Below are 22,026 nucleotides of genomic sequence, written 5' to 3'. Positions count from 1 at the left end.
GACGCACCCCGAGGGCGAGGAGGCGCCGATGCCACGAGCGCATCGCTGGTTGCCCGGAACGGTCGCCGTCATCGGCGTACTGGCCCTGCTGGAGATCGCCTCGCGGACCGGGCTGCTGCCGGCCCGCTGGTTCCCGCCCATGAGCGACGTGACCGGGCGGCTCGTCGGGCAGCTCGGCGACGGACGGTTCTGGACGGACCTCGCCCAGACGCTCCAGGGCTGGGCGATCGGGCTGCTCATCGCGATCGTCGTCGCGGTGCCCGCCGGGTTGGCGATCGGGTCGAGCTGGTGGCTCTACCGCGCACTGCGCCCGGTCGTCGAGTTCCTGCGACCCGTGCCGTCGGTGGCGCTGATCCCGCTGGCCATCCTCGTCTACGGGTCCGGGATCGAGACGAAGGTCTTCCTCGTCGCGTTCGCGGCGCTGTGGCCGCTGCTGCTGCAGATGATCTACGGCGCCCGCGACGTCGACCCCGTTGCGCTGGAGACCGCGCGGTCCTACCGGCTGCGCCGCGGCGACACCGTCGCCCGGGTCCTGATCCCCAGCGTGCTGCCCTACCTGGCCACCGGGGTGCGGATCTCGTCGTCGGTCGCGCTCGTCCTCGCGGTGACCGCGGAGCTCGTCGTCGGGTCGCCGGGCATCGGGCGCGCCATCACCGAGGCGCAGAACGGCGGCGACGTCGAGCTCATGTACACACTGATCGCGGTCACCGGCCTGCTCGGCTGGGGTCTCAACGCGGTGCTGCGCCGGGTCGAGCGACCGCTGCTGCACTGGCACGCCTCCCACCGGCTCGAGGAGGTCGCATGAACCGCCGCAGGATCGGGCTGATCCTGGAGATCGCCGTCCCGCTGCTCGTCGTCGCCGCGCTGATCCTGTGGTCGGCCGGCAGCACGTCGTTCTACTTCCCACCGGTCACCGACATGCTCGTCACCTTCGAACAGACGTGGCTGTTCGACCGGTTCGGCTCCGACGTACTGCCCAGCCTCTACCGGCTCGCCGCCGGGTACGCGATCGCGACCGTCGTCGGGGTGGCGGCCGGCGTCGTCATCGGGTCGGTGCCGCTCGCCGCCCGGGCCGCGGAACCGATCGTCGAGTTCCTGCGCGCGATCCCGCCGCCCGCGCTCATCCCCTTCGGGATCCTCGTGCTGGGCATCGGCGACACCATGAAGATCTTCGTGATCGCGGTCGTGTGCCTGTGGCCGGTCCTGCTCAACACCGTCGACGGCATCCGCGGTCTCGACCCGACGCTCACCGCGACGGCCCGGATCTACGGCATCACCGGCCGGGACAGGCTGACGCGGGTCGTCCTGCCCGGGACCGGACCGCAGATCGTCGCCGGGATGCGTACCGGTCTGTCCCTCGCACTGATCATGACGGTGGTGTCGGAGCTCGTGGCCAGTACGAACGGCGTGGGCTACTTCGTCCTGCAGTCGCAGCGCGACTTCGCGATCCCGCAGATGTGGTCCGGGATCATCCTGCTCGGCGTCCTCGGCTACCTGCTCAACGCGGCACTCGGCCTGGTCGAACGCCGTGTCCTCGCCTGGCACCGACACGCGACGGAGAGTGCCCGATGAACACCCGGACCGACGACAACCACCGGCCCACGGCCACCGACGGGAAGAGGGACTCCGTGCTCGAGGTCTCCGGTCTGCAGAAGACCTACGGCAGTGGCGCCCGGGCCACCGTCGCGATCGGCGACGTCAGCTTCGACGTGGCCAAGGAGGAGTTCGTCTGCGTCGTGGGGCCGTCGGGCTGCGGGAAGACGACGCTGCTCAAGTGCATGTCCGGGCTGATGACGCCGACCGCCGGACAGGTCCGGCTCGCCGGCACCCCGGTCGACGGTCCGCCCGAGCAGCTGGCGCTCGTGTTCCAGGACTACAGCCGTTCGCTCATGCCGTGGCTGACGGTGCGCGGCAACATCGCGCTGCCCCTGCGCCGACGCAGGCTGTCGGCCGCCGACCGCGACGAACGCATCCGCGAGGCCGTCGACTCGGTGGGCCTCACCGGCTTCACCGACCACTACCCGTTCCAGCTCTCCGGCGGCATGCAGCAGCGTGTCGCGATCGCCCGCGCGCTGGCCTACCAGCCCGACATCCTGCTCATGGACGAGCCGTTCGCCTCGGTCGACGCCCAGACCCGCGCCGACCTGGAGGACGTCATGCTCGCCGTCCGGCGCCGGTACGGCGTCACGATCCTGTTCGTCACCCACGACATCGACGAGGCCGTGTACCTCGCCGACAGGGTCGTCGTCCTGACCCAGCGCCCGACGTCGGTCCACGAGGTCGTCACCGTCGACCTGCCTGCGGACCGCGACCAGGTCACGACGAAGGAGACGGCCGAGTTCACCCACCTGCGTGCGCACATCTACCGGGCCATCCGGCGCCCGGCGGCCTGACAGCGAGGAGACGACACGACCATGGCTGAGATCACCGCCGCGGTGGCGGCCAGCCACGCACCGGGACTGACCGGCTGGTTCTCGAAGGCGTCCGAGGAGGACCAGCGGACCGTCCGGCGCGCCTACGACGGCATCCGCGAGGTGCTCGTCGCAGCCCGGCCCGACGTGGTGCTGGTCGTCGGCAACGACCATGTCGCCAACGCCCGGCTGCACGACTACCCGGACTTCACCTTCGGCCTCGCCGAGCGCCACCGGGGCCCCGACGAGTGGTTCAAGCCGTGGCTGCGGGTCCCCGACTACGACCTCCCGGGCGCCCCCGACGTCGCCGGCCGGCTACTGGAGGCGTTGGGCGACACCGGCCGCCGCCTGCGCGGCGCACGCGACAACCTGCGTTTCGACGACAACCTGTCGGTCCCGGCGACGCTCACCGGGCTCGCCGATCTCGGGGTCGCCGTCGTCCCGGTCCTGCAGAACTGCACGGTCCCACCCATCCCCGACCAGGACGACTGCTACGCGTTCGGCCGAGCGCTGGCCGACGCGATCCGCGACGATCTGCCGGCCGGGCTGCGGGTCGCGCTGCTCGGGTCCGGCGGGCTCAGCCACGAGCCGGGCGGGCCCCGCTACCTGGAGATCGACGAGAAGTTCGACCGCTGGTGGCTGGACCTGCTCGTCGAGGGCGACCACGACCGGGTCCTGGCCGAGGCGACGCTGGCACGCATGGAGGAAGCCGGGTCCGGTGGCACCGCCGAGCTGCTGAGCTGGGTCGTCGTCATGGGCGCCATCGGGCCGCGGCCGTGCGAGTCGCTCGGCTACGTGGCCTTCGACCAATGGCGGTGCGGGGTCGGCGCGGTCTGCTGGGACCTCGGCGACGCACCGGCGACCGCGACGACCGGAACGGTGTGACGATGCCGCTGGAGAGCTTCGACCCGCAGTTGCGGGCCAACGACTTCGTGCAGGACCTCAAGTGGGACGAGGGGCTGCGCGCCCGCTTCGTCGCCGACGAGGACGCGGTGCTGGCCGGCTACGACATGACCGGCGCCGAACGCGCCGCGATCCGCGAGCGCGACTTCCGGGCGCTGCACGACATGGGGCTGCACCCGTACCTGCTGTCGCAGCTGGCGCGGCTGGTGTTCGGCACCGGGGAGAACGCCGGGTCGTCGACGCCCGCCACCGCGCTGCTCCGCTCGCTGCTCGGTGACGACTACGACCGGTACGTGACCTCCCGTGGCTGAGCCACGCCCGCGCCACGTCGTCGACGTGCACGCCCACGTCCTCCCGATGCCGCTGCTGCGCGGGCTCGCCGATCGCGGGCTCGCGGACCTGAGCGGCGTCGCCGACGAGTGGGTCTCGCTCGACCCGCGGGTGTGCGGGCTGGCGGACGGGGCGCGGATCCCGCTGCCCGCGCAGCAGTACGACCTCGCGGCACGGCTCGCCGACATGGACCGCGCGGGCGTGTCGCACCAGGTCGTGTCGGCGCCGCCGTTCGTGTTCGCGTCGGAGAGTCGCGACGACCGGCTCACCGCGGCCGTCGTGTCCGCCTCCAACGATGCCGTCGCCGAGCTCGTCGCCGGTTCGGGGGGCAGGCTCACGGGTCTGGCCACGGTCCCGGTCGGTCTCCCCGGTGCTGTCGACGAGCTGCGGCGCTGCCTCGACGAGCTGGGCCTGCACGGCGCCACCATCGGCACCTTCGGTGGGGGCCGCGAGCTCGACGACCCGGTCAACGAGCCGCTGTGGGCCGAGCTCGCCCGCCGCCGGACGTTCGTGCTCGTGCACCCCAGCACCGTGTCGGCGGTCGACCGGCTGGGCTCCTACCACCTCGTCCAGCTGCTCGGGTACCCGGCGGAGACCGCGCTGGCGACGGCCCGGCTGGTGCTCGGGGGCGTGCTCGACCGCCACGACCTGGTGCTGTGCCTGGCCCACGGCGGCGGCTGCCTACCCGGCGTCGGGCCACGGCTCGACCTCGGCTGGCACCGCAAGGACGTCACCCGGGTCTCGCAGGTGCCCCCCACGCGCTACCTGCGGCGGCTCTACTACGACACCGCCGTCTTCGACCCCGTGCAGCTGCGTCGCCTCGTCGACGACATGGGCGCCGACCGGGTGCTGCTCGGCACCGACACCCCGTTCGACCTCGCCGACCGTGACCCGGTCACGACGGTCACCGGCATCGGGCTGGACGCCGCGGGCACCGCCGCGGTGCTCGGCGAGAATGCTCTGCGGCTGCTGGGCCTGCGCCTGCCGGCGCCCGTGCCCGCGACGAACGAAGGAGAGCCCTGGTGAGCACGGGGGAGACGGCGCGGACCTCACGCGCCGAGACGATCGCGTCGGCCATCGAGCGCCGCATCGCCGACGAGCAGCTGCCCAGCGGGCACCGGCTGGGCACCAAGCAGACGCTCTGCCAGGAGTACGACGCGGCGCCCGCCACGCTGACCGAGGCGATCCGGCTGCTCGGCGCCCGGGGCACGGCGACGATGCGGCCCGGCCCCAACGGCGGCGTGTTCGTCGCGTCCCCGACGGCGCTGGTCCGGTTGGGCCGCAAGATGCTGGAGCTGTCGGGCGACTCGGTCACGGTCGCGGACTGCCTGACCGTGCGCGACCAGCTCGACCCGCTGGTGATCCTGGAGGCCACGCGCTACCGGAACTCGCGCGACGTCGAGGAGCTGCGCGAGCTCGTCGCCGCTATGGCGGTCGAGGACCTGGCGTGGGGGGAGTACCTGCGGATCAACTGGGCGCTGCACCGGCGGATGGTCGAGATCACGCCCAACCAGGTGCTGCGCCACACCTACCTGTCGATGCTGGAGTACGTCGAGAGCAGGCTGCAGGGCGTCACGCCCATCGCGCCGGGCCCCGAGGTGTCGACGCGGCTGGGCGCGCAGGTGCACCTCGAGCTGGTCGACGCCATCGCGAGCGAGGACATCGCCCGGGCGACGGCGGCGGCGGCCGCACACACGCAGCTCACCGCGAACCGGGGGGCGACGTCGTGACCCGCCCCGACACGACCGCCCTGGTGGTCATCGACGTCCAGAACGACTACTGCCACCCCGACGGCGTGTTCGCCGGCGCCGGGCTGCGGGTCGCCGACCTCGACGGGCTCGTCGATCAGATCAACCTGCTCGTCGCCGCTGCCCGGGCGGGCGGGTGCCCGGTGGTGTGGGTGCGGATGGAATGGGACGACGACACCCAGGTCGGTCTCCTGGCCGAACGCAGCCCGTTCCTCGCCGAGGCGGGGCTGCGCACCGGCACCTGGGGCGCCGAGCTCGTCGCCGGGCTCGACCGGCGCCCCGGCGACACCGAGGTGCGCAAGCGCCGCTTCAGCGCCTTCCACGACACGACCCTCGACGACGTCCTCGCCGGACTCGGCGCCACGACGATCGTCGTCGCCGGCGTGCGCACCGACTTCTGCGTCGAGTCCACGGTGCGCGACGCGTTCTTCCGCGACCTGCGCGTCGTCGTCGCGGCGGATGCGGTCGCCGGCTATCTCGACGAGCTGCACCACCACAGCCTGCGGCTGATGGGGACCGTGTTCGCCCAGGTCGCACCCACCGCGGACGTGGTGCACACCCTCGCCCCCGAGCTCCCGGTCCACTGACCCCCGCGCACGGAAGGAACCCCGGATGGACACCTACGACATCGGCGTCGTCGGCGGCGGAGTGATGGGTCTGTCGGTGCTGCGCGAGGCCGCCGCGGCCGGGCGCAGCGCGATCGCGTTCGAACGCGACCACATCGGTCATCCACTGGGGTCGAGCCACGGCCCGGCCCGCGCGTTCGCCACCCCGCACCTGATGCCCGAGCTGGTCGAACCGGCCGGTCGGGCCGGTGCGATCTGGCGTGAGCTCGCCGCCCACGACCCGGAGATCCACTGGGCGCAGGGCGCGATGCTGCGCACCGCCCGGCCCGAACCGGTCGCCGCCGCCCTCGCCGCGGCCGGGATCGAGCATGAGGTCCTCGACCCCGCCGCCGTCGAGGCCCGCTGGTCCGGTCTCACCCTCGGACCGGGCGCGCCCGTCGTGCACACCCCTGACGGCGGCACCCTGCGCGCCGACCGCGTCCTCACCCTGCTGCGCCGCCTCGCCGAGGACGACGGCGCCGTCGTCCGCGAGGGCGTGACCGTCCACGGCGTCGCCCGAGACGGCGACGGGGTCGTCCTCGAGACCGCGATCGGTGCCACCCGGGTGCGGCACGCCGTCGTCGCCGCCGCGTCGTGGACGCCCGCGCTCGTCGCGCCGCTGGGCATCCGGGTCGACGCCTGTGCGACCCGGCAGACCGTCGTCTACGTCGACGACCCCGGTGCCCGCACGCTACCCGCCCTGTTCGAGGAGGGCGACCCGTCGACGTACTGGGTGTCCAGCGGCGACACCACCGTCCGTCTCGGCATGGACGACCACCGCGCTCCCGCGCCGGAACCGGGCACCCGAGGCGAGCCCGACCCGCGGACGGTCGAGGTGCTCATGGACCACGTCCGGGCCCGGCTCCCGCACGCGTCGGCGGCGCCCGTCGGGCTCGACACCTGCCTGTTCACCCACACCGGCGGCAGATTCGTGATCGAGCGGTCGGGCCCGGTCACGGCCGTCGTCGCCTGCGAGGGCCGCGGTTTCAAGTTCGCGCCGCTGTTCGCCCGCGAGCTGGTCGCCGACGCACTGGGGGTGCGGTCGTGATCGTCGAGACCCTCGCGCCCGGTGTCCACGCGATCGACGCCCCCTTCGAGGACGTCCCGCTGCAGATCTACGTCGTCGAGGGCAGCCGGCTCACCGTGATCGATCCCGGCGTTCCCGAGACCGCGGCGGGCCGGCTGGCGGAGGGGCTGCGCGAGCTGGGTCGCCGGCTCGCCGACGTCGACCTGGTGATCAACACCCACGGCCATCACGACCACCGGGGCGGCAACGGCGTCGTCGCCGAGCACAACCCCGACGTCGCCATCGCCGCGCACCCCGCCGACGCCGCCTGGGTCACCGACACCGAGCGCTACCTCGCCGAGGAGTACCTGCGCTTCCGGCCCGCCTGGGAGCCGCCCGCCGAGGCCGTGGACCGGATCCGGCGGCTCTGCGGCGCCGACCTCCCCGTCACCGTCGAGCTCGCCCACGGCGACGAGCTCGACCTCGGTGGCGGTCACGTCCTGTCGGTCGAGCACATCCCGGCCCACACCGACGGTTCCGTCGCGCTGCTGCACCGGGCCGGGAAGGTGCTGTTCACCGGGGACGCGTTGCAGGCCAGGGGCACCCCGCTGCAGCGGCGCGCCGACTTCTTCCCCAACTACCGCCACGTCGACGAGTACCGCCGGTCCCTCGACTTCTTCGCCGGGTGCGGCGCGGAGATCGTCGGGACCGCCCACACCGGGGTGTGCAGCGCACACCGCGCGGCGCAGCTGGTCGCCGAGTCCCGCCGGTTCGCCGACGAGTACGCGGCGGTCATCGAGACCCTGCTCGCGAAGGCCGGGTCGGCGACGGTCGCCGAGCTCTCGCGGGCCACGCGCGAGCACTACCCGCGCTACGACGACGGCAGCCCGCTGCTCAACACGATGTGCGCCTACCTCGCCGACATGTGCGCGGTCGGCACCGCGCGCCTCGACGACGACCGGTTCACCTGGCTCGGGACGAGGTCTTGACCGCCGCAGCGGTCCGGAGCAGCGGCGCCCGCACCGGCGGGCGCCGCCACCGTGCACGGCACTGACACCACTCATGCACGCCGACCGAAGGACGGACCCATGCGATTCCCCCCACGGGCGGCCGCGCTGGTCGCGATCGCCGCCCTCACCACCACACTCGCCGCCTGCGGATCCGGATCGGGTTCCGGTTCGGGCTCGGCCGAGACCACGGCGCTGACCGTCGGCATCGTCGGGCTCACGACCGACGCGCCGCTCTACCTCGCCGACCAGAAGGGATGGTTCGCCGAACAGGGGCTGACCGTCGACATCAGCACCGGCGGCGGAGCTGCCGCGATCATCCCGTCGCTGGTCAACGGCGAACGTCAGGTCGGCACCGGCAACCTGATCTCGGTGCTCAAGGCCAACACGCAGGGACTGCCGCTGCAGGCCATCGCCGGCCAGAACAACTCCGCGAGCAGCCTCGAGGACACGGCACACATCACGTCGGCGGTCGTGGTGCCGGCCGACAGCCCGATCACGACCGAGGCAGACCTGAAGGGCCGCACGATCGCGGTCAACTCCCTCAACGGGCTGGGCGACCTCACCATCAAGGCCACCCTCGAACGCGACGGCGTCGACCCGTCCGGGCTGAAGTTCGTCGAGATGCAGTTCCCCGACATGTCCGCGGCCGTCTCGGCGGGACGGATCGACGCGGCATGGCTGGTCGAGCCGTACATGACCGCGGGCCTCGACGCCGGGTTGCGACCGGTGCTCTACAACTTCGAGGGACCCGCGTTGGACTTCCCGATCGGCGTCTACTTCGCGACCCGCCAGTTCGTGTCGGAGAACCCGGAGACCGTCCGCACGTTCAGGACCGTCATCGACCGGGCGACCGACTACGCGAAGGCGAACCCGGACGAGACCCGCGCGGTCGTCGCCTCCTACACGAAGATCCCACCGGCCACGCTGCAGAAGATGGCGCTGCCCAACTACTCGCCGACCCTCGACAAGGACAAGGTCGCGCTGCTCGGCGAGCTGATGGTGCGCTACGGCGTCGTCGACCGGACCCCGGACCTCGACGGGACCATGGGGCCGGTCTACCAGCGGTGACGGCGCAGTCGTCGCGTCCGGTCGTCCCGCCGAGGGGTTCCGCGGCGGGACGGCGCGGGCCATACTCCCGCCGTGCTCCACGGGCGGGAGTCCGAGCTGCGTGAGCTGCTCGCCGCGGTGGCCGCCGCGTTCGCGGCAGGCCGCGGCACGTCCGCGCTGGTCGTCGGCGACGCCGGGATCGGCAAGACCCGCCTCGTCGCCGAGGTCGCCGACCGCTCCCGGGCCGACGGCGCCACCGTCGCCTGGGCGGCCTGCCGTGCCGACGGCGGGGCGCCGCCGTACTGGCCCGTCGCGCAGCTGCTCGGCGTGCTCGGCCGCGGCGACGCCATCGGGCCGCCGACGTCGGCCGAGCCCGAGTTCGCCCGGTTCCTGCTGGTCGACGCCGTCGCGGAGGTGTTCCGCGCTGCCGGGCCGCTGCTCGTCGTGGTCGACGACCTGCAGTGGGCCGACCTACCGACGCTGCGCCTGCTCGCCGCCCTGCGGGCGCACCTCGCCGCCGCCCCCGTGGTGCTCCTCGCGACCGTGCGCGACACGGACCCGGGTGCGGGCCGGGCGCTCGGTGAGCTCGTGGCCGAGCGGCGCATCGTCCTGCGCGGTCTCGCGCCGCCCGATCTGGTCCCTGTGCTGGTCGAGCTGACGGGTACCGAGCTGGACGCGGCCGGTGCGGCGGATCTGCACGCGCGCACGGGCGGCAACCCGTTCTTCGCCGCCGAGGTCGTGCGGATGCGCCGCGCGGGGCACGAGGCCGGTGTCCCTGGCGGGGTCCGCGCGGTCCTCGACCGCCGCCTCGACGCGCTCCCCGACGGGACGGAGGTGGTGCTGCGCGCCGCGGCCGTCCTCGACGCGGGCGTCACCGCCGGGGTGGACGCGGTGCTGCTGGCCCGCGTCGCCGGGATCGCTGCCGGTGCGGTCCCCGGGACGGCCGACCCCGCCGTCGACGCGGGCCTGCTGCGGGTCGTCGACGGCCGGTTCCGTTTCCCGCACGCGCTGGTCGCGGAGACGGTGTCGGCGAGGACGCCGCCGCAACAGCGGCTCGACCTGCACCGGCGGGCCGCGACGGCGCTCGCGGTCCGCGAGGCGGCCGGCACGGCGTCGGCGGCGGCCGTTGCGCGCCAACGGGTCGCGGCGGCGAGACTGTCGGGGGACCCCGGGGAGGCGCACACCGCCGCCTGCGCCGCCGAGGCCGCGGCCGACCGCGCGGTCTCCGCCGCCGCCCACGAGGACGCGGTCGTGTGGTTCGACGCCGCCCTCGCCGCCCTGCCCGGCGACGAGCCCGACCCCGACGGCCGACCCGGCCCTGCTCTGTGCCCGCGGCGAGGCGCTGCTGGCCTCGGGTGACCCGGCCGCGGCGCGGGAGTCGTTCGCCGCCGCGGCGGTGCTCGCGCGTGCCCTCGACCGCCCCGACCTGCTCGCGACGGCTGCGCTGGGCCGCACCGGCGGGGCGACCGGGTTCGAGGTGGACCTCGTGGACCCCGACCGCGTCGCGCTCCTCGACGAGGCGCTCGCCGCGCTCCCGGCGGCCGACTCGGTGCTGCGCGCGACCGTGACGGCACGGCTCTCGGTGGCGCTGTCGTTCACCGCCGGGGCGGGGCGCCGCGCGCGGCTGGCCGAGGAGGCGGTCGGGTCCGCGCGGCGGGTGGGTGAGGTGAGGGCGTTGGCCGGCGCGCTGGCGGCGTGGTGCGACGCGGCCGCGGGGCCGGAGCACGTCGGGGCCCGGCGCGCCGCGGCGACGGAGATCGTCGACACCGCCCGCGACGCCGGGGACCGGGCCGCCGAGCTGCTCGGACGACGGCTGCGGCTCGTGGCATCGGCAGAGGCGGGCGACTGGCCGGCGGTCGACACCGAGATCGACGTGTACGCGCGCGTCGCGGACAGCGTGCGGCGCCCGGACCTCGCCTGGCCGGTGCCGCTGTGGCGGGGGACCCGGGCGGCGATGCGCGGCGACGTGGCCGCCGAGGCCGCACACGCCGCCGAGCTGCGCCGGCTGGTCGCGCTGTCGTCGAGCCCCAACGCCGGGCTGCTGCGGATGACCCAGGACTTCGTCCGCGACGCGAACGCCGGGCGCGCCTTCGGCAGCGTCGACCTGTTCCTCGAACAGGTCCCGGAGTCGGTCGCCGCCGCGGCCTGCACCATCGCGTTCCTGCACGCCCTGTCCGGTGACGCCACGGCGGCCCGGCCGGCGCTGCACCGCTACCTCGAGCAACGCACGAGTGTGCGGGACAGCGAGTGGCTGCCCGAGGTCGTGCAGGCCGCCCAGACCGCGGTGCTGATCGGCGACCGGGTCGCCGCACGCACCGTCCGCAAGCTGCTCGAACCGTTCGCCGGCCTGTTCGCGATCGAGGGAATCCTCGCCGGCACCTGGGGGTGCGTCGACGGGCACCTGGGCAGGCTCGCGGCGCTCCTCGGCGACGACGCCGCCGCGCGCGAGCACCTCGCCGTCGCGGTCGGTCTCGACGGCGCGGCGGGAGCGGCCCTCGGGGAACGGACCCGCCGCTGGGCGGGTGCCGCCCCGGCACCGGCGTCCGGTGCGGACGCGACGTTCCGCCGGTGCGGCGAGATCTGGACGGTGGGCTGGCAGGGCCGGGAGGTGCGGCTGCGCGACTCGAAGGGCATGCGTGACCTCGCGGTCCTGCTCGCCCGGCCGGGCCGGGAGGTCACGGTGCACGAGCTCACGGGTGCCCGGGTCGCGGCCCCGGCGGTCGAGGTGGCCGACCGCACCGCGATCGCCGCCTACCGGTCGCGGCTGCGGGAGCTGGCGGCGGAGATCGACGACGCCGGGCCCCGCGGTGCCCGGGCGGCCGCCGAGCGCGACGCGTTGCTCGCCGAGCTCGGTGCCGTCACCGGGCTCGGTGGGCGGCCCCGCACCGCCGGGTCGGACGTCGAGCGGATGCGCAAGGCCGTCGGCAACCGGATCCGGCAGGCGCTGGCCCGCATCGACGCCGCCGACCCCGACCTCGGACGGCACCTGGCAGTGTCGGTCCGGACCGGCACGTCCTGCCGTTACGCCCCCGACCGCGACGTGCACTGGCAGCTGTAGCACTGTCGCGTGGCATCGCCACGCGCGACATGGCGCCTCCTCCCGTGAGGGCACGACCCGAGGAGGAGGACGACATGACCACCATCGCGCCACGCACCCCCGAACAGGTCGCCGACGAGGTGGCGGGCCGGCTGTTCCAGGCCGGGATCGCAGCGTTCGAGCTGCTCACCGTCGGGCTGGGGGACCGGCTCGGGCTCTACCAGGCCCTCGCCGGCCACGGCGGTCCCACCACCGCCGACGACCTCGCCGGCTCCGCGGGTGTCGACGCCCGCTACGTCCGGGAATGGTGCGAGCAGCAGGCCACCGCCGGGATCCTCGACGTCGACGACCCCGCCGCCGACCCCGCGGAACGCTGCTACGCGCTGCCCCTGGGCGCGGAGGCGGTGCTGCTCGACCCGGACAGCCCGGCATGTGTCGTGCCACTGCCGGAGTTCCTGGAGTCGGCCGCCCGTGTCATGCCGGCACTCGACCGCGCCTACCGGACCGGCGGCGGCGTGCCCTACGCCGACTACGGCGTCGCGCACGCCCAGGGCGGATTCAACCGGGCGGCGTTCACGGGCCGGCTCGTGTCCGAATGGCTGCCCGCGGTCCCCGACCTCGACGAGGCCCTGCGCGGGGGCGGGCGCGTCGCGGAGCTGGGCTGCGGTGTCGGCTGGGCCGCGATCGCCGTGGCTCGCGGCTACCCCGACGCGACGGTCGACGCGTTCGACGCCGATCCCGTCTCGATCGACGCGGCCCGCCGCAACGCCGCCGACGCGGGGGTGGCCGACCGGGTCCGCTTCGTCGTCGCCGACGTGACCGACCCGGCGCTGACCGGCGACCACGCGGGCGTGTTCGCGTTCGAGATGATCCACGACCTGGCCGACCCCGTCGCGGCCCTGCGGACGGCCCGGCGGCTGACCCGCGGGCCCGTCATCGTCATGGACGAGAATGTGGGCGACGTCTTCACCGTCCCCGGCGGCCCGGTCGACCGGCTCTTCTACGCCGCGAGCGTCCTGCACTGCCTGCCGGTCGGCCGGTCCGCGCAGCCGTCCGCGGCCACCGGCACCGTGATGCGGCCCGCGACGCTGCGCCGCTACGCCGCCGACGCCGGGTTCGCCCGCGTCGTGGACCTGCCGATCGAGGACGCCCTGTTCCGCTTCTACCGGCTGGAGGGCTGATCGCCGTGACCGCGACCGACACACCCCGCGCGGTGGCCGACACCCTCATCGTCGCGGCCCTGCACGCCATGGGGGACAGGGCCTGCGCGTGGGCGGGTGCCGCCGGTGGGACCGTCGTCCGCGAGCCGGGCCTCGTACTCGCCGACGCGCTGTCGCCCTGCCTGTTCCTCAACGTCGCCGTCGCCGAGGACCCGCCCGACGCCGACAGGATCGTCGCGTTCTTCCCGCCCGGGCGGCCGTTCCTGCTGGTCAGCGCCGCGCCGACCGTCGACCTCGCCCCGGCCGGGCTGACCCTGATGGGGCACCCACCGTTCATGGTGCGGCCCGCGGGCGGGACCACCGCCGCAGCACCGCCCGGTGTCACGGTCGAGGAGCTCACCGAACCGGCGTCGGTGGGGGAGTGGGACCGCGTCCTCGCCGACGGCTACCCGGTGCCGTACTCGCCGGCGCCGCCCGCGCTGCTCGGCGGCCCGACCCGGTTCTGGCTCGCCCGGCTCGACGGCGCTCCCGTCGCGGCGGCGTTGTCGCACACCGCGCACGGCGTCGTGTCGGTCGAGGCGGTGGCAACCCTGCCGGACTCGCGCGGACGGGGGATCGGCGCGGCCGTCACCCACGCGGCGACGGTCGCCGAGCCGGCGTCGCCCGCGGTGCTGATCGCGAGCGACGCCGGCGTCGGCGTCTACCGCAGGCTCGGTTACCTGCCCGTCACCCGCTGGACGCTGTGGTGCCGCCCGTGACGGATCCGGGACCCCACGTGCCCGGCGCGTAGGGCTGCGGTGTGGTCGTCGCGTCGAGGATCGGCGCGACGATCCGCCACGCCTCCTCCAGGGTGTCGAACCGGGCGAAGTGCGCCGGGTCGCCGACGAGCGCGTCGCCGAAGATCCGCTCGTAGGGCTCGTGCGCGAGGCCCAGGACCTGCCGCAGGTCGACCGCGACCGGCACCTCGACCGCGACGTCGCCCTTGCCCGGCTGCTTGGCCAGCAGGAAGAACGTCAGGCCGGAGTCGGGCTGCAGCCGGATGCGGATCCGGTTGGCGGGTGGCGGGCCGGCGTCGGCACCCATGAACAGGGGCCGCGGCGGGGCCTGCAGGACGAGCTCGATGTCCAGCACCGTCTCCGGCAGCGCCTTGCCCGCCCGGATGTGCACGGGCACCCCGGTCCAGCGCCAGTCGTCGATGTGCAGCACGACCGACACGAACGTCTCCGTCGTCGACCCCGGCTTCACGCCGTGGACGTCGAGGTAGCCGGTGTACTGGCCGCGGACGGTCTCGGCCGGGTCGATCGCGCGCACCGACGCGAGCAGGGCGTGCTTGGCGTCGCGCTGGTCGTCGGCGGCGTCGCTGAGCGGCGCCTCCATCGTCAGGTAGGCGAGCACCTGCAGCAGATGGTTCTGCAGGACGTCGCGCACCGTGCCGACGGCGTCGTAGAACGAGCCGCGGTCGGCGACGTCGAAGCTCTCCGCCATGGTGATCTCGATGCGCTCGACCCAGGTGCGGCTCCACAGCGGCTCGAGCATCGTGTTGGCGAAGCGCAGCACGAGCAGGTCCTCGACGGACTCCTTGCCGAGGTAGTGGTCGACGCGGAAGACCTGGTCCTCGGTGTAGTTCTTCGCCAGCCCGGCGTTGAGGGCGCGGGCCGACGCGAGGTCGTGCCCGAACGGCTTCTCGACGACGAGCCGCGCCCGCTCGTGCAGGCCGACCGACGCCAGTGCGTCGGCGACCGTGCCGAACAGGCTGGGCGGCACCGCGAGGTAGTGCACGACGAACGGGTCGTCGGCCTCCGCCCGGGAGCGCACCTCGTCGGCGAGCCGGGAGAACGTGCCCGCGTCGGCGTAGTCGCCCGCCACGAGCGTGAGCAGGTCCTGGAACCGTTGCAGCACAGCGTCGTCGACGTCGTCGATCACCTCGCGGACGGCGTCGGCGGCGTGGGCGCGCAGCGCGTCGGTGTCCCAGTCGGTGAGCGCGACCCCCACCACCGGCACGGTCAGTTCGCCACGCTCGGTGAGCCGGTACAGCGCCGGCAGGATCTTCTTGTGCGCCAGGTCCCCGCTGATCCCGAACAGGACGAGGACGTCCCCGGCGACGGGAGCCGCCGGGGTGGTCATGCCTTCTTCTCGATGTGCCCACCGAAGCCCATGCGCTGCGCCGACTGGATCTTGTCGGCGAACAGCTCGCTGCCCCGGGACCCGAAGCGCGCGTAGAGGGCCGTGGTCAGCAGCGGCGCCGAGACACCCTCCTCGATCGCGGCGATCGAGGTCCAGCGGCCCTCGCCGGAGTCGGAGACGCGGCCGGAGAACTGCTCCAGCGTCGGGTCGGCGTGCAGCGCCTGCGCGGTGAGGTCGAGCAGCCACGAGCTGACGACGGACCCGCGCCGCCACACCTCGGCCACCTCGCCGAGGTCGATGTCGTCGTAGGGGTAGTACTTCGGCGCGGCCAGCGGCGCGGTCTCGGCGTCGACGTCGTGGGCGTGCGTGCCGATGCCGGCGTTCTTGATGATGTTGAGGCCCTCGGCGTAGGCGGCCATCAGGGCGTACTCGATGCCGTTGTGGACCATCTTCACGAAGTGCCCGGCGCCCGACGGCCCGCAGTGCAGGTAGCCCTGCTCCGACGGCGACGGGTCCCCGGAGCGCCCCGGCGTGCGGGCGACGTCGCCGACGCCGGGCGCCAGGGAGGCGAAGACCGGGTCGAGCCGCTCGACGGCGCGGTCGGGCCCCCCGATCATCAGGCAGTAGCCGCGGTCCAGGCCCCACACGCCGCCGCTGGTGCCGCAGTCGACGTAGTCCACGCCGCGCGCGGCGGTGTGCTCGGCGCGGTCGATGTCGTCGCGGTAGGACGAGTTGCCGCCGTCGACGATCGCGTCGCCGGGCTCGACGAGCTCCAGCACCTGGTCGACGATCTGGCCGGTGATCGCGGCGGGCAGCATGAGCCACACGGTGCGCGGCGCCTCCAGCTTGCCGACGAGCTCGGCCAGCGACGCGGCCCCGATCGCCCCCTCGGACTCCAGCTGCGTCACGGCGTCCGGCGACACGTCGTGCACGACGCACTCGTGCCCGTCGCGGATCAACCGGCGCACCATGTTGGCGCCCATACGACCCAGCCCGACCATCCCGATCTTCATACTCGACTCCCGTGCGTGTCGTGTGTGGCGTCCGCGTGTCCCCGAACCGTCTCGGGCCATCTTGGTGCCCAACGGGGGATCTCGCCCAGGGGGCGTCCCCCTGTGAGCGGCGATAGTCGCTGTCGCGACTGTTGCCGCTCACGAGACCGAGACGGGGTGCCGGGCCCGTACGGCCCTGGCAGGCGACGGGTCGGGGAGGTGAGAATCGGACACGTGAGCGGGCACACCGAGCTGCGGCATCTGCGCGCCTTCGTCGCCGTCGCGGAGGAGCTGCACTTCTCGCGCGCCGCGAAGCGCCTCAACGTCGTCCAGCAGGCGTTGTCGACGCAGATCCGCCAGCTCGAGGACGAGCTGGGGGTGCAGCTGTTGCGGCGCACCACGCGCAACGTCGAGCTCACCGAGGCGGGCCGTGAGCTGCTCGACCACGCCCGCGGCATCCTCGACGCGGTGTCGACGGCGTTCGAACGCACCCGGCGCACCGCGGCGGGCGAGGCCGGGTTGCTGGCGATCTCCTTCACCCCCACGCTCGCCGACGAGACCCTCCCGCTGCTGGTCGCCGAGCTGCACCACCGCCACCCCGACGTGACCCTGCAGATGTGCGAGATGTGGCAGGCCGAAGGCGTCGAAGCGGTCAAGGCGGGCCGGTTCGACATCGGGCTCGCGCGCTGCCCGACGCTCTCGGGCGACCTGGAGTGCGCGACGCTGCGCCACGAGAAGATCGGCGTGATCCTCGCGGCCGACCACACGCTGGCCGGCGAGTCGCCGGTGCCGATGGCGGCACTGTCGGCGATGACCCTGACGATCTGGCCCCGGGCGCTGTCGCCCGGGTTCTTCGACGAGGTCGTCGGCTTCTACCGGTTCAACGGCTTCGACGGGCCGATCCTCGAGTTCGAGTACCTGTCGTCGGGGGTGTTCCACACCGATCCGGCCGCGCGTGCCCGGGTCGCGGACGGCCGGGCGTTCTCGGTGGCGTTCGAGACCCAGTTCCATCCCGTTCCCGACGGGTTCGTGTGGCGGCCGGTCGAGCCCGCGCCCGTCGTCCCGGTCCATCTGTTCTGGCGCAGCGTCGCCGGGCCCGCGGTGCAGAACTTCCGCGCCCTCGCACTCGACGTCGCCGAGCGCGAGCGGTGGACCGGTCCGCGACCCGTGCGGTCCGGGGAGCTGCGGGCCCTGTGATCGCACGGCCTCGTGAGTGGCAATAGTCGCTACAGCGACTATTGCCACTCACAGGGGCCGGAGGCCCCGCCGTCACGCCACGCAGTGCAACGGCTGCCCGTCGTTGAACGCCACCATCTCGTCGACGATCCGGTCGTAGTCCAGCGCGCCGCCGAGCGGCTCGCCGCGCAGCTCCGAGTAGGCGCGGTGCAGGTTGCCCACCAGCCGCTCGGAGTCCGTGAGCCGCGCGAACGTGCCCAGGTCCAGGCTGCGGGCGAGGTCGAGAGGTTCGGTGCCCGCGTCGAACCCCTGCTTCGCGACGTCCTGGAGCCACAGCAGGTAGTCGCGCTGCTGCCCGATCAGCTCCGGGCCGCCCACGGACCCGTGCCCCGGCACGACCGTCTGCGCGCCGAGAGCGTCGATCTCGTCGAGCGCCCGCAGCAGCCCCGAGATCGACCCCATGACCACGAACGGGGTGCCGCCGTTGAACACGAGGTCGCCCGCGAACAGCAGGGAGTGCCCCGCCACCCACATGTAGACGTCGTTGGTCGTGTGCGAGGGCCCGACGAACTTCACGGTGGCAGGCACGTCGTCGCACCAGATCGTGATCTCGTCGCGGAAGGTCACCGCGGGCGGGACGATCCGGATGTCACCCCAGTCGACGCCCAGGAACCACTTCTTCGTCTCGAAGCCGGTGGCGATCGTCGCCGACCGGCACAGCTCGTGGCCGATGATCGTGGCCTCCGGGAACAGGTAGTTCCCGTAGGTGTGGTCGCCGTGGTGATGGGTGTTGAGCACGGTGCGGATCGGGTGCGGCGACAGCTCGGTCACCGCGGCCCGCAGCGCCCGCGCCCGGCCCTCGGTGAACGTGGTGTCGACGAGGATCACCCCGTCGCGCCCGGCGAAGATGCCGACGTTGTTGAGTCCCCAGCTGCCGTCGAGCTGGACGAACACGTGGAAGCCCTTGCCGAGGTCCTGGACGGCGGGGTCGGGCATCCCGGCTTGCCGCGAACGAGGCGTACTCATCGCACTCCCTCGCCGGGGCTCGGTCGGCGCTGCGCGCGGACGCTGTGTCGACGACTCGCTCGCTGCCCCTCGCTCATGAGCCGGCCACCGTGGCGGGAGCCCCCGTGATCCCGAACTCCGGCATGATCTTCTCGCCGAACAGCTCCAGCATCCGCAGGCCCTCGTCGCGCGGGATCATGCCCCAGTGGAACAGCCACACGAAGTAGTCGATCGGCAGGTCGGTGAGGAAACCGTCGATCTGGCGCTTCACGTCGTCGACCGTGCCGCCGATGAGCAGCCCGGAGTTGATCAGCCGGTCGGCGAGGTGCTCACCGGGCTTCGGGACGGGACCCTCCTCGTCGTCGAGGCGGCTGCCCTCCATGAAGCCGAACTGCTCGTACCAGCCGCGCCAGACCGGTTCCTCGTACAGCTCGACGCTGCGCCGGATCTTGGCCCTGACCTCGTCCTCGGGCGTGCCGTTGGGGAAGACGTAGAACGTCCTGCAGACGCCGATGCCCTCGCCGAAGCGCGGGTTGCGGCCGCGTGATGCGGCGCCCTCCTGGTAGATCTCCATCAGCGCGCGCAGCTTGGTCAGCGAGCCCATCAGGATCGTCGGGGTGACGTTCTCCTCGCCGCACCAGCGCAGCGTGCCGGGGCTCGCGCCGAACGCCTGGAACAGCTGCGGGTGCGGGCTCGTGTACGGCTTGGGGACGACGCCGACGCCCTTGATCGTGCCGTTCTCGTCGACCTCGCCGGGGACGCCGTACTTGCCGGTGATCGTGGACGCCGGCGGCCAGTTCGGGATGCCCTCGACGGGGAACGGGATCTTGTACGTCGGGCCGTCGTAGGTGAGCAGGTCCTCGGTCCAGGCCTTCTTCATGATCGCGAAGTTCTCGCTGAACAGCAGGCGGTTGCGCTGGTCGGCGTCGCTCTGGTCCGACGCGGTGCTGGTGACGCCGAAGCGCTGCCCGAGGATGTTCTGCCAGCGCGCCTGGTAGCCCCGGGCCATGCCGACGAACAGCCTGCCCTGCAGCATGTGGTCGGCGATGGCGATCTCCTCCGCCAGCCGCAGCGGGTCGTGGGCGGGCAGCACGAGGCCGAGCTGCCCGTGGCGCAGCCGCTTCGTGTAGTGCCCGAGGTGGACGTTGAGCATCAGCGGGGCGGGGGAGATCTCCATGCCCTCGGTGTGCATGTGGTGCTCGACGTGGGTGATGCCCCAGTAGCCGAGGTCGTCGGCGGCCTGGCAGACCTCGATCAGTCCGGCCAGCATCTTCTGGTAGGCGTCGTTGTTGCGTCCGATCGGTCGCTGGGCGGCCATGGCCGCCTCGTCGCCGAGCGTCGGGTAGACCTGCAGGATCACCTCGGTCATGGAAACTCCTCGGGTTTCACCAGGTTGATGCCGGAATCGGCCGGCGGGTCGTCGTCCTTGCGGCCGACGGTGTTGCGCAGCACGCCGATGCCCTCGACCTCGAGCTCGACGACGTCGCCGGGGGAGAGCCAGCGGTCGATCTCCAGACCGCAGCCACGGCCGGTGGTGCCGCCGCCGATGACGTCGCCGGGGTGCAGCGGCTGGTACTGCGACAGTGTCGCGACGGCCTGGCCGAAGCTGAAGCGCATCGCGCCGATCGAGCCCTCCGACCAGGTCTCGCCGTTGATCCGGGCGCTCATCCGGGCGCCGGTGGCGTCGAAGCTGTCGGCGGTGGTCAGGCACGGGCCGAGCGACGTCGCGAAGTCCTTGCCGAACGCGGGCCCGATGCCGACGGACATCTCGCGGAACTGGATGTCGCGGGCGCTCCAGTCGTTGAAGATCGTGTACCCGGCGACGGCGGCCTCGGCCTGCTCGACGGTCGCGCGGAACAGTGGCGCCCCGATCACGGCGGCCACCTCGAGCTCGTAGTCGAGCTTGTCGGTGTAGTACGGCCAGGGTGCGACGGCGTCGGGGCCGATCACGGTGTCGGGGTTGCACTTCCAGTGCACCGGGATGCGGAACCACTCCTCGGGTACGTCGCCGAAGCTGTTGCGCACGTGCTCCTCGACCAGCATGAAGTCGCGCATCGTGCGGGGCCGGGGGAGCGGCGCGAGCAGCGTGACGTCGGCGAGCGGGTGCGTGGTCGCGGCGAGGGAGGCGAGGGTGCGGGCGTCGTCGAGCCCGGTGGGGCCTCGTTCGAGCAGGTCGAGCATCGAGGTGAACCCCGGCAGGTCGACGACCCGCTCACCGTCGAGTGCGCCGACGCGCGGCTCCGCGTCGCCGGGTGGGCGGTAGGTGACGAGCCGCAACGGTGTCCTCCTCGACCTCGGGTCCTGCCGACGCTAGGGCCCACGACGATGTGATGTGAAACACCGAGTCGGTCGTGATTCACCACGATGCGTGGTGAATCCGGCGACGCCGATCCGAGACCCCGGCATGATCACCCGTTAGTGAAAACCGATACCGTTACCGTGTTCAGTCAGGGATCGGGGAAGGGACGGCTCGTGCGGATAGCGTTCGTCGGCAAGGGCGGCAGCGGCAAGACGACGGCGGCGGCCATGTTCAGCCGCTACCTGGCGGACCGCGGGCACCCCGTGCTCGCCGTCGACGCCGACATCAACCAGAACCTCGGCGAGGCGCTCGGCGCCACGGGCCCCGCGCCCCGCGCGCTCGGCGCCGACCTGCCCTGGCTCAAGAACCACCTGCGCGGCAACAACCCCCTCGTGCCGTCGGCCGAGGCCATGATCAAGACGACCCCGCCCGGCCCCGGCTCCCGCACCGCCGGGCTGCGCGCCGACGACCCGGTGCTCGCCCGCTGCGCCGCCGCCACCCCCGACGGCGTGCGCTACCTCGTCACCGGCGAGTTCGACGAGGCCGACATCGGCGTCTCCTGCTACCACTCCAAGACCGGCGCCGTGGAGCTGTGGCTCAACCACCTCGTCGACGGCCCGGGGGAGTACGTCGTCGTCGACATGACCGCGGGTGCCGACGCCTTCGCGTCCGGTCTGTTCACCCGCTTCGACCTGACGGTGCTGGTCAGCGAGCCGACCCGGCGCGGCGTCGGCGTCTTCCACCAGTACGCCGCGCACACCGCCGGCCGTGACGTCGCACTCGCGGTGCTGGGCAACAAGGTCGACGAGGACGCCGACGTCGCCTACCTGCGCGAGCACGCCGGCGACGCACTGATCGGCTGGCTGGGCCGCTCCCCGTGGGTGCGTGCCGCCGAGCGCGGGGAGCTGCGCCCGGTCGCCGACCTGGAGCCGGCCAACCTCGCCGTGCTGGCCGACGTCCTCGCCGCCCTCGACGCCCGCCCCCGCGACTGGGAGCGCTACCACCGCGACACCGTCGAGTTCCACCTGCGCAACGCCCGCGCCTGGGGCGACCGCGCCACCGGTCTCGACCTCGCCGCGCAGGTCGCACCCGGCTTCGTCCCGGGCGCCCCGGTCCCGGCCTGACGCGCCACCTGCGCCCCCGATGTGTGCACGAACGGCGCCCCGATATGTG

General features: G+C 73.4%; 22 protein-coding genes. 17 read left to right on the top strand and 5 right to left on the bottom strand.

Annotation, left to right across the window (positions count from 1 at the left end):
• Window positions 1–28: 28 nt before the first annotated feature.
• From PSU4_RS21190 to PSU4_RS21120, 15 genes are all read left to right on the top strand, one after another.
• Entirely contained in the window at window positions 29–805 is a 777-nt protein-coding gene (locus tag PSU4_RS21190) for an ABC transporter permease (RefSeq protein ID WP_147111234.1), read from the top strand.
• Complete coding sequence (locus tag PSU4_RS21185) at window positions 802–1,572, top strand: ABC transporter permease (protein ID WP_147111231.1); 771 nt, start codon at window positions 802–804, stop codon at window positions 1,570–1,572. The genes PSU4_RS21190 and PSU4_RS21185 overlap by 4 nt, the downstream gene beginning before the upstream one ends.
• Window positions 1,569–2,393: an ABC transporter ATP-binding protein gene (locus tag PSU4_RS21180; protein ID WP_147111229.1), complete on the top strand. Its 825-nt coding sequence runs from the start codon at window positions 1,569–1,571 to the stop codon at window positions 2,391–2,393. The genes PSU4_RS21185 and PSU4_RS21180 overlap by 4 nt, the downstream gene beginning before the upstream one ends.
• A 21-nt stretch (window positions 2,394–2,414) precedes the next feature.
• Complete coding sequence (locus PSU4_RS21175) at window positions 2,415–3,296, top strand: DODA-type extradiol aromatic ring-opening family dioxygenase (protein ID WP_147111226.1); 882 nt, start codon at window positions 2,415–2,417, stop codon at window positions 3,294–3,296.
• A gap of 2 nt (window positions 3,297–3,298) precedes the next feature.
• The gene (locus tag PSU4_RS21170) at window positions 3,299–3,625 is read left to right on the top strand and encodes an extradiol ring-cleavage dioxygenase (protein WP_147111224.1); all 327 of its coding nucleotides are present in this window, start codon (window positions 3,299–3,301) and stop codon (window positions 3,623–3,625) included.
• The gene (locus PSU4_RS21165; RefSeq protein ID WP_246115254.1) at window positions 3,618–4,670 is read left to right on the top strand and encodes an amidohydrolase family protein; all 1,053 of its coding nucleotides are present in this window, start codon (window positions 3,618–3,620) and stop codon (window positions 4,668–4,670) included. The genes PSU4_RS21170 and PSU4_RS21165 overlap by 8 nt, the downstream gene beginning before the upstream one ends.
• A complete protein-coding gene (locus PSU4_RS21160) occupies window positions 4,667–5,374 on the top strand; it encodes a FadR/GntR family transcriptional regulator (protein WP_222596359.1) in 708 nt (235 codons plus the stop codon). Before PSU4_RS21165 ends, PSU4_RS21160 begins: the two co-directional genes overlap by 4 nt.
• Window positions 5,371–5,979, top strand: coding sequence for a cysteine hydrolase family protein (locus PSU4_RS21155; RefSeq protein ID WP_147111218.1), 609 nt, complete (start codon window positions 5,371–5,373; stop codon window positions 5,977–5,979). Before PSU4_RS21160 ends, PSU4_RS21155 begins: the two co-directional genes overlap by 4 nt.
• A gap of 25 nt (window positions 5,980–6,004) precedes the next feature.
• Window positions 6,005–7,045, top strand: coding sequence for an NAD(P)/FAD-dependent oxidoreductase (locus PSU4_RS21150; RefSeq protein WP_147111216.1), 1,041 nt, complete (start codon window positions 6,005–6,007; stop codon window positions 7,043–7,045).
• The gene (locus tag PSU4_RS21145; RefSeq protein ID WP_186817097.1) at window positions 7,042–7,992 is read left to right on the top strand and encodes an MBL fold metallo-hydrolase; all 951 of its coding nucleotides are present in this window, start codon (window positions 7,042–7,044) and stop codon (window positions 7,990–7,992) included. The genes PSU4_RS21150 and PSU4_RS21145 overlap by 4 nt, the downstream gene beginning before the upstream one ends.
• Window positions 7,993–8,091: 99 nt before the next feature.
• Complete coding sequence (locus PSU4_RS21140; RefSeq protein ID WP_147111210.1) at window positions 8,092–9,081, top strand: ABC transporter substrate-binding protein; 990 nt, start codon at window positions 8,092–8,094, stop codon at window positions 9,079–9,081.
• 72 nt (window positions 9,082–9,153) lie between these two features.
• Window positions 9,154–10,419, top strand: a complete 1,266-nt coding sequence (locus tag PSU4_RS21135; RefSeq protein WP_147111207.1) for an AAA family ATPase — start codon at window positions 9,154–9,156, stop codon at window positions 10,417–10,419.
• A 37-nt stretch (window positions 10,420–10,456) separates the two neighbouring features.
• Window positions 10,457–12,118 (top strand): hypothetical protein, encoded by a 1,662-nt coding sequence (locus PSU4_RS21130; protein ID WP_147111204.1) that lies wholly within the window; start codon window positions 10,457–10,459, stop codon window positions 12,116–12,118.
• Window positions 12,119–12,192: 74 nt separating this feature from the next.
• On the top strand, window positions 12,193–13,278 hold the full coding sequence (locus PSU4_RS21125; RefSeq protein WP_147111201.1) for a class I SAM-dependent methyltransferase: 1,086 nt from the start codon (window positions 12,193–12,195) through the stop codon (window positions 13,276–13,278).
• 5 nt (window positions 13,279–13,283) lie between these two features.
• Entirely contained in the window at window positions 13,284–14,015 is a 732-nt protein-coding gene (locus tag PSU4_RS21120; protein WP_147111198.1) for a GNAT family N-acetyltransferase, read from the top strand.
• On the opposite strand, the gene zwf is transcribed toward PSU4_RS21120, so the two are convergent.
• Window positions 13,984–15,381: a glucose-6-phosphate dehydrogenase gene (zwf, locus tag PSU4_RS21115; protein WP_147111195.1), complete on the bottom strand. Its 1,398-nt coding sequence runs from the start codon at window positions 15,379–15,381 to the stop codon at window positions 13,984–13,986. The genes PSU4_RS21120 and zwf overlap by 32 nt on opposite strands.
• Window positions 15,378–16,394 carry a phosphogluconate dehydrogenase (NAD(+)-dependent, decarboxylating) gene (gene gnd / locus PSU4_RS21110; RefSeq protein ID WP_147111193.1) on the bottom strand — a complete coding sequence of 339 codons (1,017 nt, stop codon included), beginning with the start codon at window positions 16,392–16,394 and terminating at the stop codon, window positions 15,378–15,380. The genes zwf and gnd overlap by 4 nt, the downstream gene beginning before the upstream one ends.
• Before the next feature lie 213 nt (window positions 16,395–16,607).
• On the opposite strand from gnd, the gene PSU4_RS21105 reads away from it, so the two are divergent.
• Window positions 16,608–17,570 carry a LysR family transcriptional regulator gene (locus PSU4_RS21105; RefSeq protein ID WP_147111191.1) on the top strand — a complete coding sequence of 321 codons (963 nt, stop codon included), beginning with the start codon at window positions 16,608–16,610 and terminating at the stop codon, window positions 17,568–17,570.
• Window positions 17,571–17,642: 72 nt separating this feature from the next.
• Here PSU4_RS21105 and PSU4_RS21100 read toward each other — a convergent pair whose 3' ends face one another.
• From PSU4_RS21100 to PSU4_RS21090, 3 genes are all read right to left on the bottom strand, one after another.
• A complete protein-coding gene (locus PSU4_RS21100; protein ID WP_147111188.1) occupies window positions 17,643–18,575 on the bottom strand; it encodes an MBL fold metallo-hydrolase in 933 nt (310 codons plus the stop codon).
• Window positions 18,576–18,648: 73 nt separating this feature from the next.
• Window positions 18,649–19,923 (bottom strand): LLM class flavin-dependent oxidoreductase, encoded by a 1,275-nt coding sequence (locus tag PSU4_RS21095; protein WP_147111185.1) that lies wholly within the window; start codon window positions 19,921–19,923, stop codon window positions 18,649–18,651.
• Window positions 19,920–20,831 (bottom strand): fumarylacetoacetate hydrolase family protein, encoded by a 912-nt coding sequence (locus tag PSU4_RS21090; RefSeq protein ID WP_147111182.1) that lies wholly within the window; start codon window positions 20,829–20,831, stop codon window positions 19,920–19,922. Before PSU4_RS21090 ends, PSU4_RS21095 begins: the two co-directional genes overlap by 4 nt.
• 195 nt (window positions 20,832–21,026) lie before the next feature.
• Here PSU4_RS21090 and PSU4_RS21085 point away from each other — a divergent pair, with 195 nt between their 5' ends.
• On the top strand, window positions 21,027–21,977 hold the full coding sequence (locus PSU4_RS21085; protein WP_147111178.1) for an ATP-binding protein: 951 nt from the start codon (window positions 21,027–21,029) through the stop codon (window positions 21,975–21,977).
• Window positions 21,978–22,026 lie beyond the last annotated feature (49 nt).

It is taken from the genome of Pseudonocardia sulfidoxydans NBRC 16205 (genome assembly GCF_007989085.1).
Taxonomy (GTDB): domain Bacteria; phylum Actinomycetota; class Actinomycetes; order Mycobacteriales; family Pseudonocardiaceae; genus Pseudonocardia; species Pseudonocardia sulfidoxydans.
This window is presented reverse-complemented; position numbering and strand designations above follow the sequence as displayed.

Excerpts from the sequence above, each read along its gene's own strand:
- PSU4_RS21180 (WP_147111229.1), top strand. The coding sequence starts at position 1,569 with ATGAACACCCGGACCGACGACAACCACCGGCCCACGGCCACCGACGGG.
- PSU4_RS21150 (WP_147111216.1), top strand. The coding sequence starts at position 6,005 with ATGGACACCTACGACATCGGCGTCGTCGGCGGCGGAGTGATGGGTCTG.
- PSU4_RS21095 (WP_147111185.1), bottom strand. The coding sequence starts at position 19,923 with ATGACCGAGGTGATCCTGCAGGTCTACCCGACGCTCGGCGACGAGGCG.
- PSU4_RS21190 (WP_147111234.1), top strand. The coding sequence starts at position 29 with ATGCCACGAGCGCATCGCTGGTTGCCCGGAACGGTCGCCGTCATCGGC.
- PSU4_RS21125 (WP_147111201.1), top strand. The coding sequence starts at position 12,193 with ATGACCACCATCGCGCCACGCACCCCCGAACAGGTCGCCGACGAGGTG.
- PSU4_RS21185 (WP_147111231.1), top strand. The coding sequence starts at position 802 with ATGAACCGCCGCAGGATCGGGCTGATCCTGGAGATCGCCGTCCCGCTG.
- PSU4_RS21175 (WP_147111226.1), top strand. The coding sequence starts at position 2,415 with ATGGCTGAGATCACCGCCGCGGTGGCGGCCAGCCACGCACCGGGACTG.
- zwf (WP_147111195.1), bottom strand. The coding sequence starts at position 15,381 with ATGACCACCCCGGCGGCTCCCGTCGCCGGGGACGTCCTCGTCCTGTTC.
- PSU4_RS21140 (WP_147111210.1), top strand. The coding sequence starts at position 8,092 with ATGCGATTCCCCCCACGGGCGGCCGCGCTGGTCGCGATCGCCGCCCTC.
- PSU4_RS21170 (WP_147111224.1), top strand. The coding sequence starts at position 3,299 with ATGCCGCTGGAGAGCTTCGACCCGCAGTTGCGGGCCAACGACTTCGTG.
- PSU4_RS21100 (WP_147111188.1), bottom strand. The coding sequence starts at position 18,575 with ATGAGTACGCCTCGTTCGCGGCAAGCCGGGATGCCCGACCCCGCCGTC.
- gnd (WP_147111193.1), bottom strand. The coding sequence starts at position 16,394 with ATGAAGATCGGGATGGTCGGGCTGGGTCGTATGGGCGCCAACATGGTG.